We start from the raw sequence: 13320 nt of genomic DNA, 5'->3' as shown, positions 1-13320 counted from the left end.
AATTAGGGAAATCAACGGATGGATAACTACTTTCAACAATTCGAAGGACGAGTTCCGCCTGAACCTGTTCCTCACAGTATTCCGCGGGAATTACTTTATCAATACTTAGCAACTTGTAACTTAACGCTTGGTTTGTGGTACTTAGGCTGGCGATGGATGTATGCGCTCAACTATGATGCGCTATGGTTCTCTTTACCACTAGCTTTCGCCGAGTCTTGTGCATTTATTGGTTCTATTTTATTTACTTACAATCTTTGGAAGGTTGAAGATGAACCGAAGAAAGCGCCTCCCTTTAAAATATCAGAATGTGTTCATGACACCGATGAAGATAGACCGATTAGTGTTGATGTATTTTTCCCTAGCTACGATGAAGAACCAGAACTCGTTAAACTGAGTATACTTGACGCCAAAAAAATCCGTTATCCACACCAGATAGATATCAAGATATACATTCTAGATGATGGTAAGCGACCAGAAATGGAAGCCATGGCTAAGGAAATGGGTGTTGGTTACATCACCCGAGACGGCAATATTGGTTTTAAAGCGGGCAACTTGCGTAACGCCATGGAACGTACAAGTGGTGACTTCGTTGTTATTTGTGATGCGGATACAAGACCATTCCCAACCATTCTAGAAAATACACTCGGGTACTTTCGCGACCCTACCGTTGCTTGGGTTCAGACACCTCAGTGGTTCTTTGATTTGCCAGAAGGGGAGCGCTTACCAGACTTAATGGAGCGCAAACTTGGTTCATGGTCTCGATTCATCGGTAAGGGCATTGAACGGGTTTACGGACCAGTGACATTTGGCGATGATCCGTTTGTGAATGACCCTCAAATGTTCTATGACGTCATTCAGCGCCGACGCAACTGGGTGAATGCTTCGTTTTGTTGTGGAGCTGGATCTATACACCGCCGTGAAGCAGTAATGGAAGCCGCGCTTCGAGCGTATGCTGAGCAAATTACTAGCGAACAGGATGAAGTAGAGAAGCAAATACGTCGTCTTACTAAAGAGAAAAAGGTAGACGCAGAAATATCTGCAAATCTGCGCGATGAAATCTTATTCGATACTGAATTTACACCATATAAGTTTCATGTATCTGAAGATCTATACACATCAATCGTGCTGCACTCTGACCGTGAAAGAAACTGGCGCTCTGTCATGCATCCAAGAGTGGAAAGTAAGATGTTATCGCCACAAGACTTGCAGACATGGACAGTTCAACGCTTTAAATACTCTGGTGGTTCAATCGATATTTTCATGAATGATAATCCTATATTCCGTAAAGGGTTAACTTTTAAACAGAAGCTCATGTACGGAGCGAGTTTTTGGTCCAACTTATCTGCGATTTGGAACATCATTTTCTTGGCGTGTCCGATCGTCTATTTCTTAACCTCAACAGCGCCGGTAAGTGCTTATGACGTGACCTTTTACCTGCACTTCTTACCTTATGTATTGATGGCAGAGCTTGCGATGATGATAGGCACATGGGGCGTTGCGGGTTACAAAGGTAAGACTAACTTCTTATCTTTCTTTCCGGTAAACCTGAGAGCACTTTGGACCGTTCTTCGCGGTCAAAAAATTACTTTCCCTACCACACCGAAAGAAAGGCAGACCGGTAACTTCTTTAAGCTCGTGATTCCACAAACGGCGGTGTTTGTATTGAGTTTATTTAGTCTTGGATTTGCTTGGATAGGGCACTCAACCGGCATGTGGGGCAACTATTCATTTGGAGGGTTAGTGCTGAATACGTTCTGGATTATCAACAACATGATGGCTATGTGGGGAATGATTGCAGCCGCATTTTGGACACCACCGACGTCGACTGAAGGTGAAAAGGAAGTGACAAATTCAGAGGAGCTGAAGTATGGGGTTTAAACAATCATTATTGAATGCACGCCACCATGTTGTATTCATTCTAGGTCTTGCTACTGCACTTGCGATTGCATTCAGCATTGAGAGCAGAGAACCAGGTAGAATATTGGGTAATATCACCTTTGAGATACCTGAAGATATTCCTTTCAAATCTCAACGAGTTTTATCTGAAGAGGAGTTTCAGTGGGCTAATATTGCATGGCAGTATTTTGAGAACAACTATCAAGAAAATACAGGGTTGGTTAACTCGGTGGATGGTTATCCTTCCACCACTATGTGGGATACTGCCTCGTATTTGATGGGGTTACTAGCGGCTGAAAAAATCAACATCATCACTAATGAAGAATTTAATCGACGCATGGATAAGGCGTTAACAACCTTGGCGAGACTGCCATTAGTAGACGGCAAGTTGCCAAATAAAGCTTATAACACGCAAACGTTAGAGATGGTTGATTACGCCAACAACCCTAGAGAGAACGGGATCGGCTGGTCTGCAATTGATATCGGTCGAATCCTAGTGCCGATGAATATTCTGATTTGGCAATACCCTCAGTTTAATAGCCAAGTGAATGATGTACTAAACCACTGGAACGTCAGTAGTATGATCAAAGATGGCTATATGTTCGGTGCTAGACCGACAGCTACTGACGAGGCGGTGATGGAACTCGTGCAAGAGGGGCGTATTGGCTACGAAGAATACGCCTCTAAATCTTTAGCTTTGATGGGAAGGGATGTCTTCAACTCCATGAAATATATCGATTATCTTGAAATGATTGATATCTATGGAATTGGAATTCCGACCGATAAACGCGACCCAGCTAAATACCATGCTCATAACTATGTGGTGAGTGAGTCCTATATTTTAGATGGTATTGAGTTTGGTGCCGACAGTGTATCTAAAGTGTTTGCACATCGTGTGTATCAAGCGCAAGAGAGCCGCTACGAAGACACTGGAACATTAACTGCTGTGAGCGAAGATAACGTCGATGAGGCCCCTTATTTTGTTTATAACACTGTCTTTTCTGATGGCAAAAAGTGGAACGCTATTTCAGATGACGGGAAAGACCAATCACACTTAAAAACTTTGTCAACAAAGGCCGCATTTGGTTGGTACGCGCTGTATGACACGGACTATACCCAACTGCTGATTGACGAAGCATCAACGCTCCAATCTGAAAGCAAAGGGTGGTATTCAGGGCGTTATGAAGTAGATGGACGAATCAATAAGGCGATCACTGCGAATACAAACGGAATTGTACTGGAATCCCTTGCATACATAGAAAACGGACCGCTCCTAACGATAGGCGAACAAAAATAACAACAATAAGAAGGAACACGTATGCGCTCAATTTGTGTTGGCTTAATAACATTAGCGATCGTTGGTTGCGGGAATAAATACAATCAGTTTTCCGAAGATATTGTTGAAAGGAAAACGCATTGGACCGCTCCAAAACCTCGTCATGGTGAATTGACTGAAAAAGAGATGGATCTGGCTCGTATTGCTTGGAAGTACTTTGAAAACAACTACCAAGAGTCGACGGGGTTGGTCAATGCGGTAAACAACTACCCATCAGTAACTTGGTGGGATGCGGCGTCTTACTTAGCGGGCATGGTCAGCGCGTATGAGCTGGGAATTATTGAGAAGGAAGAGTTTGACCGAAGATTAATGCGATTTCTAACGACATTGAACACGCTTGATCTATTTAAAGGTGAACTACCTAACAAGGCCTACAACACTCATACAGCGGCAAAGGTAGACTATGGTAACCAGCCAGGAGAGATAGGCTACTCTGCTCTTGATCTAGGTCGTTTAATGATATGGCTATACATAATTAAGCAACGTTTCCCTGAGTTCGCCAACAGTGTTGACTCTGCGGTGTTACGTTGGAACTTCTGTAACGTCGTGGATGAAAATGGGACTATGTTTGGGGCATTGCTCGAACCTGGAAAGGAAGTGCAGTACCTTCAAGAGGGGCGTTTAGGTTATGAAGAATATGCAGCAAAAGGGTTCGAGCTATGGGGGTTCAATACCACTCAAGCAGCAATGGCCGAACCTTATGCGACTATAAACTTATTTGGTTACGACGTCCCTTATGATACGCGAGATCCAAGGAAGCTTAAGGCGCACAGTTATGTTGTAACTGAAAGCTATGTCCTTGATGGTATCGAGATGGGGTGGGATTTAGTCGAAGACCGATCGCCTCATGACGACAAGTATTCTCATGAATGGATTGCTGAGTTCGCACTTCAAATTTATCGTGTTCAAGAAGAGCGTTATAAACAAACCGGTATTATCACTGCGCGCACAGAGCACCAACTGGCTGGTGCACCTTACTTCGTCTATGACACCATCTATACGGATGGATTTGCGTGGAACACCATCTCTGAAGTTGGTGAGTATCTGCCCCAATTCTCTGCTGTTGCCGTTAAAGGCGCGATGGGTATGTGGGTCCTTTGGGATACTCCTTATACTGACTTACTTTTTGACCATGTATCAACAGCTTACGATCGTGAGAAAGGATTTTACGAAGGTATTTTTGAGAATGGCACAGGTTTGATCAACACGTTCACTTCAAATAACAATGGTATCACCTTAGAAATCCTTCTTTATAAGCAGCAAGGCAAGTTGCTCACGTACAAAGACGAACTGGCACCAAGTATATGGGAAAAAGCGCTAGAATCTCCTTTTGGATACGAAGGCCAATGTCTACCGCGTAAAAAGATAACGCCTGTTGAATAAGGGTGCTCGATGCTGACAAGATGGATCGTAATTGTGCTGTCGATCTCCATTTCTGGCTGTGGGGTTGTTTACCGCGGAGTAAATGATGGGGTAGATGCTCTCAATCAGTCTCAATTGGTAAGGCAAGGTCGTCATGGCAAGCTCACGGAAGAAGAGCTTGCATGGGCGGCTACGGCTTGGAAGTATGTTGAAAACAACACACAATTACCCTTGGGGCTTGTCAACAGCTTAGATAATTTCCCTACAACCAACATGTCAGGTCTGGCGGACTATTTGATCGCGCTAATTGCAGCCAAAGAGTTCGAATTTATATCCAACAAACAATATGACGAGCGTTTAACGTTAGTTTTAAGTTTCCTAAATACCATGGACCTAAGCTATGGTCAGGCCCCAAATAAGGTCTATAGTACTCAGTCCGGCCAAATGGTGAACTACGCGAATCAACCGCTAGACATAGGCTGGTCTTCACTTGATGTAGGTCGATTACTCATTGTCTTAGCTATTGTTAAGCGTCACTCTCCGGAGTTTTCAGAATATATTGATAAAGCGGTCTTGCGTTGGAACTTCTGTGAGTTGATCAGCGAAGATGGAGAGCTCTATGGGTCGTTACTCGAGAATGGACAGCTCATTCGCTACAAAGAAGGACGTTTGGGGGTTGAAGAGTACACATCATATGGTTACTTGGATTGGCAAATCGTACCTGAGAAAGCAATGAACATTGAGCCTTATGATATTGCGACCATTTATGACGTCGATCTCTTGTTTGATGGGCGTGACCCTAGGGTGTTCAATGTTCTACGACCAATCTACAGCACACCATATCTTTGGATGGGGTTAGAGTTCAATTGGGACAAAGTAGGAGATGTGACTAGTTCGGATGCCACTCATACCAATAACACTTTAGCTGCGATGGCTGACGCGGTTTATCAAGTCCAAGAAAAACGTTGGGATAACGAAAGAATCTATACTGCTCGTGGTGAACATGTAGTGACGGGCGAGCCGTACTTTGTTTATGACGCTATTTATGGACTAGGAACACCTTGGATCACTCTTGCGGAAGATGGATCTTCTTATGATGAACTCGCTTTAGTCTCTACCAGAGTGGCTTTTCAAATGTGGGCGTTGTGGAAAACGGATTACACTGACCGGTTAATGACATTGGTTAAAGAGCTCTATGACCCTCAAAGAGGGTGGTATGAAGGTCGATATGAACTGACCAGTGCTTATGAAAAAGGCATTAGTCTTAAAACAAATGCAGGTGTGCTAGAAGCTTTGTTATATAAGCAAAGTGGCAAGTTGTATAAAGCCAATAAAACAAAAGAGTACCGAGACGTCAGATTTGATTCACGCTTTGACCACCCCGGCCGATGCTTAGTGGAGACATTTCGATGAAATATATATTTATCGCCATGTTAGTTTGGGTTACTCCTTTGGCTCATGCGCTCCAACAAGCGTCCATTGACATGTTAGGCTCACCAACATTGCTATTAGCCCAAGGGCGATATGCGCAAGCATCGAATTCTTTCCACAATCAAGCCAACAAGACTATGGGGTTGGAGCGCCAACTTGGTCGCGAACAGATGTGGCAAACTGCGGGTCTATTGGAAGCTCTAGCTGCTATGTCAGCAGAAAAAGTTGAAGATCCAACGGCGTACGAATATTGGTCTAATAGTGTTCGCTATTTTCTGATCAGTGGGAGTTCATGGGAAGAGTTAAGACTTACGTTTCGCCAATCTTTTGAGCAATCAAATAGTCGAGTGGCTGCTGGCTCAATTCAAGGTGATATTGGTTATGATGTAGATGACCAGTGGCTACAACTACTTTCATTGATTGAAATTTGGGAGAGTAAACTAGGTTTCTTTGGCTATGACTCTCCCAAACCAGGTTTAATGACTAAGCAAGCTCAACCTAGCTCAGGGATACCGCGCAGTGCTAGTGGCCAGCAGTTAAAGCAATATAGCCCAAACTCTAAGTTGATGATCGGTAATAGCTTTTCCTCCAAGCAGACTTTCATTGTTGCGCCAACAGCGACACAAAATGAAAAGCAGGAAGTTGAGGAAGGTTCTGTACTCACTCCACCTTCTCAAGAAGCGAATGACTTAGAGGATCAAACAGTGATTGCTACTTCGATTGAAGAGCCTCTGAATGTTGATGAGTCGGAATCTGAAGCATTACTTTCTAGCGAAGCCAATAAAGCGCAAGAAGCACAGACCATCTCTAGAGGCAACAACTCGGAAGGTAACCTAACCCAGCCCGTACAAGCTACTCAGAGAAGGTCATTTGCTCCCGTTATTGACGAATCACAAAATTAGTTCGAAAGTTTATTGAGCAAAATTTGCACTACTGGATTACGCTTTATATACAACTAATCTAATAAGAAATTTATTATGTGGATGTATCGTTCATTTTGTGCGGCAACACTTTCGTTCGCACTTTTTATAGCCCCGGCAAATGCAATGAATTTTAAAGACGATCTTACGCGACTAGACGAAACCAAGTGGTGGTTATCAGATGGATGGGAAAACGGTTTCCCTTTCTTAAATCGCTGGGATGCAAGTTCGGTTTCTTTTTCGAAGAAAGGCATGGCAATTTCTCTGTCCCCTGATGCTCAACGGCAGCCGGATGGTCATTTAGTGTTCTCGTCTGGTGAACTTCGGAGTAATGAATTTTATGCGTATGGGTGTTTTGAAATTGATATGAAGCCAGTAAAAGCACCTGGTGTCGTTACCTCTTTTTTCTTATTTTCAGGACCTCATGACAAACCTGAAGATGGCAGTGGAATACATAACGAAATCGATATCGAGTTCTTAGGCTCAAACACCAACATGGTTCAGCTGAACTTTTGGACTGATGATGATGCTTATGCAAATAGTCATGAGACGCTGATTTTCCTTGGGTTCGATGCTTCACAAGACTTTCATCGCTATGGGATCTATTGGGGAAAAGATCATATTGAATGGTTTATTGATGGTGAGTCAGTGCTCAAAGTCCTAAATAGTCGATATGACCCTATTCCAAGTGTTGACAGTTCGCGTTTGCGAATCATGGCAAATATGTGGGCGACCGATCCGGAGATTTCAAACTGGGCAGGTGAATTTAAAATTAAAAAGAACAGAGTGTATAAAGCACAGTATCGGAACTTCTCATTTACGGAAGGTACAAGCTGCAAAAGTAACAAATAATCAGCGATCTAATTTGTTATGATACAAGGTGCATACTATCCTGAAGGTGATAATATAAAAATCACGGCTAGGAAAACAGTATGGATACGTCTTTATCTTTTGCATTAGATTTGCTGAATCAGTCTAATACACACTTTGACCTCACCAACTCTCAACATCAATCAAATCTGATTAAACTAGCGGAAAAGCTAGAGGGTTTACATGACTTAAGTAACGAACATTTACGGGAGTTAACCACACAATTCAATGGGCCACTGGAGTTCCAACTCGCTACTATGTTGGTTGAGTCACGTCGAGCCATCGAAAGTGTCCAGAAGCCAATCAAAATTGGTGTTGTGTTTGCCATGTGGGGTGAGCATAACCGATTACAACCAAAGCACACTCACAACCTAAATGGTGAAGATTCTTTACGAGCTAAGATCGAACAGCTGGAGTGGATAACAAAGGGAACCCAAGTTGGATGGCATCTCTATGCTGTAGACGATGGTTGCCCACATGGAAGTGCAGATATTGCAGAGCAGATAGCTCAAACCTATCACGAGGAAGTGGCGTCTAAAGTGTCGGTTCTTCGTTTAGCAAATCAAGTTCCTACCTCGGAGGGCCCGTTAAGAAAGCTTCAATCGGCGGATGACTCTAAGAAAGGTGGGGCGATTATATTGGGTTGTCAGGCTGCGTTAGCCAATGACGTGGACGCAGTAGTGTATACAGATGCGGATAACTCAGTACATCTAGGCCAACTGGGTATGATCGTTGAGCCATTCGCAAACCATGGCAAACAGGTGGTTCTTGGCAATCGTAAACACGAGCGCTCAGTCCTTGTAAAACAAGAAGAGCGCTGGGGTATCGGTATTAAAACGCTGAGACACATGCAGCGAATGATAGGCGCCCAGATTTTCGATAGTGGGATTAAAGATACGCAAGCAGCGTTTAAATTGTACAGCCGAACAGTGCTAGAGAAGATTTTGGCTGACCCGACGGTGTTTGATTTTTCATTTGATACCGACTGGATTTTTGCGGCAATGGAACTGAATCAACCAATTACTACCATACCTTTTGCATTCATTGATTCGGCTGCAGAATCGGCGTCGATTGTTCAAGGACCAATGACGACTTGGTATGTGCTCTTAGATGGTTTAGTGAAAGCAGCTAAAGCTAGAGATGTTACATACAGTAAAGAGATGGCTGATGTCTTTACGAGTGAAATAAGCTCACACCACGACTTGGAGCTACTGATTGATGTACTGCCTCCAGAACTTGCCACTGTTTCTGACAGCGATCTAGGAAACCCGAAAATAATGTCCCCTCAATCAGTTAAGCATTGGATTGTTAGCGCGAAGCAATTGAATTCTCAACTGCCTGCATAACCGAACTTATTAAAAAATGGCTGGATTTACATTAAGTCCGGCCATTTTATTTTTTAAGCTGAATTTGAGCTTAGTTGTTTGCCAGTGCTTGCTCTATCTGACGGTTGATAACAGCCACTTCTTCAAAAATAACATCCATATCGTCTGGGTTAATCGCGTCACCTTGCAAAAGCTGAATCTCTACGTTGTTCAGTGCGGCAGATGCTGTTTTCTCCCCAAAACTCGTTAGGATGCCTTTTAGGGTATGAATAAGCCGATGTAGTTCGTCAAGATTGTTCGCTTGCATCAGCTCTTTAATCTCTTCTAAAGCGTTGGAATGATCCTCGTGGTAAGTACTTAGCACAGCATGAACGATCTCATGGTCATCACCTAAATAGGCAGTAAGTGCCTCAAAATCAAGCATAGAGACTCCGTTTTAATTTAATAGGGAAAAAGGGCTAGGGGGCTTAGTAGCAAAACCATTTCTTAACGAGTCGCCAAACCACTGACTCCAGTTTGGCGGGAGATCTAGCTTAGACAGTTCATCGACATAGTAGCTGGCCTTTGGAGATTGGTAGGTGGTGTTTAATGAGGATGAATACAAATAGTCTAATTTGGCTCCAACAGAGAGTGGATACTGACCTAAGTGCTTTTCTGCTTTCTCAAGCGAGGCATGATCTCGTGAAACGGTAGTGTAAGAAAACAAACGATGCATTTTTTCAGAGTTAGTGTCGCAGCTCCCGCGTGATGTAATCATGCTTTGGATAGAGTGGCACAAGTTTGATTCACCAAAGTACATTAAGGCTGGGATATATTGAGCTAACAACGGAGAGGGACAATCTGAAAAATTATTGTAAAACAGGGAAAGACCTTTAAGAACCTTTTGGTGCGCTTGTTGTGCCTTGTCTTCATGGATCAATATATGGCATTGAAAGAGTGCCATCATAGAGCGTAGCTGAATAACTCTTTTGGATGTTACACGCTTACTGACTAATGAGGCAAAATTTCCCAAATGTTTCAAAATCAGTTGCTTAACTTTCGGGTCGACAGATGACTTATAGCAGCTTTCTAATGTCAACAAGTAAGCTGAAACAGATTGTATCCACTGGCTGTCTGCCAAAGAAATGTGGCATGCATAGGTATAACCAATTTTGATTATATCCTCACGTTTTCCAAGCTTTTCGGCTAACTGACTTGCACGCACTGCTCGGTGGCTAATGCTCGGAGTAAGATCAAATGCTTTCTGCGCGTAGTGCAGCGCTTTATCTATCTCGCCCTGCTCTTCGTATAATGAGCTCAGAAGATCAATGATATGAAGAGAAAGCGGATGTTCAATTAAGTATTTATGAAGGCTCCCGAGTGCTTCATGCATTAAATTCTGTGAGTGAAAAACGTGCGCTTGCCCGATGATTTTATAGGGATGGTCAGGAGAGGATGAAAAACTTAGTGCTGTTTGTAATAAATCCCACCGTTTTTGTTCAATCAAGTGCTCGAACAAATTAGCTTCTGCAGAGACACAGATTTTTTGAGCGTTGATGATCGACAGGGCTTCTGTCAAAAGCGTCTCACTTTTGATCGGGAACAGTGCTCTAAGTTTCGTAATTTTATGTGACTCAATAGTCAGTAAACTCAGGCGATCTTGCAGTGTTTTGTTGTTGATGGGTTTAGAGATAAAGTGCCGAACTTTTCCTGAGAGCGAAGTTAGAACGGTTTGTTGTCGAGAGTCGCCAGATATAATCAGTATTCCAACCGCATCGTGAATAAGCTTATTGCGATATAGAATACTAGCAAGCTCAAAGCCAGTGATACTCTGTTCCAAATGGTAATCAATGATAATGATATTAAAGTAATGTGATTCAACAGTTTGAATGGCATCTTGGCAATTATGCGCAGTAAATACATTGGTTTGAGCAACTCCAATACTAACTAATTGTTGCTTCACTAGAATTGATGAAGTTCGAGAATCATCGATAATCAGAATTTTTCGATCAGACAATAAGTTAGGCACTGTGGGATTACCTCCATTTGTTGCAATAATAATGGTAACCTTGTTGCATATTGTCAAGAAGGGGATGCTCAAACTGTTATGAATCAATTTGGGTATAAGCGCAATACGTGATTGTATCGATATAAACAAGCATATACCCATGACGCGCAAACTAAGATTACAGTAAGGTTTGTATCATTCTTCCGAAAATCTCTTGAGGATTGGAACCTAGTTTGATGTAAGGCAGTAATACGAAGAGCTTCCAGTATTACACTGCTAAATCGCTAGGGTACCCTATATAAAACAGCGTATTACACGCAAAGAGGTAGACGAAGATATGAATGAACTTGTAGAGCGATTCTTGCGCTATGTGACTTTTGATACTCAATCCAATCCTTCGAACTTATCTTGCCCAAGTTCTCCAGGGCAGTTGGCTTTTGCTGAATTTCTAAAGCAAGAGATGATTGAGCTAGGTTTATCAGATGTGTCACTCGACTCCAACGGTTACTTAATGGCTCGATTGCCAAGTAATGTCGATTATGAAGTACCAGCGATTGGCTTTATCGCTCACATGGATACGGCACCAGACGCATCAGGACAAGATGTTAAACCTCAGATTATCTCGGATTACCAAGGCGGTGATATTGCACTAGGTAAAGGTGATGAAGTTCTTTCTCCTATTCAGTACCCGGACCTTCATCAGCTCCATGGGCATAATCTGATTACCACCGATGGTACAACACTCTTAGGTGCAGATAACAAAGCTGGTATTGCTGAGATTCTTTCTGCTGTCGCTGAGCTCATTGCAAACCCTGACATTCTCCACGGTGATATTTGTGTCGGATTCACTCCTGATGAAGAGATTGGCCGTGGCGCGAACTTATTTGATGTTGATAAATTTGGCGCTAAATGGGCTTACACTATTGATGGTGGGCCTGTTGGAGAGTTGGAATACGAAAACTTCAACGCAACCAGCGCTGATGTGATTTGTCATGGTGTCAATGTTCACCCGGGTACAGCTAAAGGCAAAATGGTTAATTCAATGAACATTGCCGCTCAGTTTCAAATGCTCATGCCTGCAGACGAAACTCCAGAAACAACCGATGGGTATGAAGGCTTTTATCACTTGAAGTCAGCTGAGATGTCAGTGGCTAGAAGTGAACTAGGCTATATTATTCGTGACTTTGAACGCGAAGGACAAGAGCGACGTAAAAGTTTTATGCGCGAGAAAGTGACGCAACTAAACAGTCAACTGGAACAAGGTAGGGTTGAATTACGACTGACAGACAGTTATTTCAATATGAAAGAACAAGTTGAGCCTTTCCCACACGTGATTGAGTTAGCTAAACAAGCCATGATTGATTGTGATATTCAGCCGCAGATAAAACCTATTCGAGGTGGCACGGATGGTGCGAGACTGTCGTTTATGGGGCTACCTTGTCCAAATATTTTTACCGGAGGCTATAACTTCCACGGCATTCATGAGTTCATCTCCATAGAAGGTATGGAGCAAGCCGTAAAAGTAATTGTGACGTTGGCAGAAAAAACGGCACTTAACTATCGATAAGTTATATCCAGAGTACTGATATCTAGTGAAAAGTCATATACATTTATAGTAATGGATTGATAGCTAGGTATCAGTATGAAAAGGATTTTTTTATTTGCCACCCATCTAGGGTGTATCGCCATAGGTTTTGCGATCGGGATATATGCATTACCCATTCTTACGCAGCCCCCTTCTCCTTCGATGAATGACGTGCAAAACGTCACTAATCAAGCACTTCATACCGCGACATTTCAAAGGGATCGACAAGACAGTGACTTTTTTCACTGGGGTGAAGGTTCGGTTTCAATCAGTTCAAATCAAGTCGCATTCGTTGGTGAGTTAGCGCCAGGTCCAGATTATAAGCTCTATTTTTCTCCTAAGTTTATCGAAACTGAAGCCGATTTTAATATGAACAAGCATCAAATGGTAAAAGTCGGCGAAGTAAAAAGCTTTGATCGTTTCACCGTAGCATTGCCTGAAGAGTTTCCGCTTAGTGAATACAACACAGTGATTATTTGGTGCGAAACATTTGGAGAGTTTATTACTTCAGCTCGTTATCGTTAGTTGTTTTGTAAGGATGTTCTGAAGTTTTATTTTGCTTACTTAATAGAGACTTACAAACTGTAATGCTTTGCAATATTCGGTTA

At 42.7% G+C, this 13320-nt stretch carries 11 protein-coding genes; 9 read left to right on the top strand and 2 right to left on the bottom strand.

Annotated features, from left to right (window positions below; all coding sequences use genetic code 11):
- Positions 1-18 precede the first annotated feature (18 nt).
- The 7 genes from AAFX28_RS01425 (at position 19) to AAFX28_RS01395 (ending at position 9161) form a co-directional block, all read left to right on the top strand.
- Positions 19-1878, top strand: coding sequence for a glycosyltransferase (locus tag AAFX28_RS01425; protein ID WP_408684962.1), 1860 nt, complete (start codon positions 19-21; stop codon positions 1876-1878).
- The gene (locus AAFX28_RS01420; RefSeq protein ID WP_408684961.1) at positions 1868-3193 is read left to right on the top strand and encodes a DUF3131 domain-containing protein; all 1326 of its coding nucleotides are present in this window, start codon (positions 1868-1870) and stop codon (positions 3191-3193) included. Before AAFX28_RS01425 ends, AAFX28_RS01420 begins: the two co-directional genes overlap by 11 nt.
- Positions 3194-3214: 21 nt before the next feature.
- Complete coding sequence (locus tag AAFX28_RS01415; RefSeq protein ID WP_408684959.1) at positions 3215-4615, top strand: DUF3131 domain-containing protein; 1401 nt, start codon at positions 3215-3217, stop codon at positions 4613-4615.
- A gap of 9 nt (positions 4616-4624) precedes the next feature.
- Positions 4625-6007 carry a DUF3131 domain-containing protein gene (locus AAFX28_RS01410; protein ID WP_408684957.1) on the top strand — a complete coding sequence of 461 codons (1383 nt, stop codon included), beginning with the start codon at positions 4625-4627 and terminating at the stop codon, positions 6005-6007.
- A complete protein-coding gene (locus AAFX28_RS01405; RefSeq protein WP_408684955.1) occupies positions 6004-6927 on the top strand; it encodes a hypothetical protein in 924 nt (307 codons plus the stop codon). Before AAFX28_RS01410 ends, AAFX28_RS01405 begins: the two co-directional genes overlap by 4 nt.
- Positions 6928-7071: 144 nt before the next feature.
- On the top strand, positions 7072-7797 hold the full coding sequence (locus tag AAFX28_RS01400; protein WP_408684954.1) for a family 16 glycosylhydrolase: 726 nt from the start codon (positions 7072-7074) through the stop codon (positions 7795-7797).
- Between the two features lie 80 nt (positions 7798-7877).
- Positions 7878-9161 (top strand): glycosyltransferase family 2 protein, encoded by a 1284-nt coding sequence (locus AAFX28_RS01395; RefSeq protein ID WP_408684952.1) that lies wholly within the window; start codon positions 7878-7880, stop codon positions 9159-9161.
- A gap of 70 nt (positions 9162-9231) precedes the next feature.
- On the opposite strand, the gene AAFX28_RS01390 is transcribed toward AAFX28_RS01395, so the two are convergent.
- The gene (locus tag AAFX28_RS01390; protein ID WP_408684950.1) at positions 9232-9564 is read right to left on the bottom strand and encodes an Hpt domain-containing protein; all 333 of its coding nucleotides are present in this window, start codon (positions 9562-9564) and stop codon (positions 9232-9234) included.
- Between the two features lie 12 nt (positions 9565-9576).
- Positions 9577-11277, bottom strand: a complete 1701-nt coding sequence (locus tag AAFX28_RS01385; RefSeq protein WP_408684949.1) for a response regulator — start codon at positions 11275-11277, stop codon at positions 9577-9579.
- A gap of 187 nt (positions 11278-11464) precedes the next feature.
- Here AAFX28_RS01385 and pepT point away from each other — a divergent pair, with 187 nt between their 5' ends.
- Positions 11465-12694: a peptidase T gene (pepT, locus tag AAFX28_RS01380; RefSeq protein ID WP_408684947.1), complete on the top strand. Its 1230-nt coding sequence runs from the start codon at positions 11465-11467 to the stop codon at positions 12692-12694.
- Between the two features lie 75 nt (positions 12695-12769).
- Entirely contained in the window at positions 12770-13237 is a 468-nt protein-coding gene (locus tag AAFX28_RS01375; RefSeq protein WP_408684945.1) for a DM13 domain-containing protein, read from the top strand.
- The last annotated feature ends 83 nt before the right edge of the window (positions 13238-13320 follow it).

Origin of the sequence: Vibrio sp. TBV020, from assembly GCF_046056895.1 — a bacterium.
Classification (GTDB): Bacteria; Pseudomonadota; Gammaproteobacteria; order Enterobacterales; family Vibrionaceae; genus Vibrio.
This window is presented reverse-complemented; position numbering and strand designations above follow the sequence as displayed.

Coding starts and splice junctions, on each gene's coding strand:
- AAFX28_RS01425 (WP_408684962.1), top strand. CDS start 19: ATGGATAACTACTTTCAACAATTCGAAGGACGAGTTCCGCCTGAACCT.
- AAFX28_RS01420 (WP_408684961.1), top strand. CDS start 1,868: ATGGGGTTTAAACAATCATTATTGAATGCACGCCACCATGTTGTATTC.
- AAFX28_RS01415 (WP_408684959.1), top strand. CDS start 3,215: ATGCGCTCAATTTGTGTTGGCTTAATAACATTAGCGATCGTTGGTTGC.
- AAFX28_RS01410 (WP_408684957.1), top strand. CDS start 4,625: ATGCTGACAAGATGGATCGTAATTGTGCTGTCGATCTCCATTTCTGGC.
- AAFX28_RS01405 (WP_408684955.1), top strand. CDS start 6,004: ATGAAATATATATTTATCGCCATGTTAGTTTGGGTTACTCCTTTGGCT.
- AAFX28_RS01400 (WP_408684954.1), top strand. CDS start 7,072: ATGAATTTTAAAGACGATCTTACGCGACTAGACGAAACCAAGTGGTGG.
- AAFX28_RS01395 (WP_408684952.1), top strand. CDS start 7,878: ATGGATACGTCTTTATCTTTTGCATTAGATTTGCTGAATCAGTCTAAT.
- AAFX28_RS01390 (WP_408684950.1), bottom strand. CDS start 9,564: ATGCTTGATTTTGAGGCACTTACTGCCTATTTAGGTGATGACCATGAG.
- pepT (WP_408684947.1), top strand. CDS start 11,465: ATGAATGAACTTGTAGAGCGATTCTTGCGCTATGTGACTTTTGATACT.
- AAFX28_RS01375 (WP_408684945.1), top strand. CDS start 12,770: ATGAAAAGGATTTTTTTATTTGCCACCCATCTAGGGTGTATCGCCATA.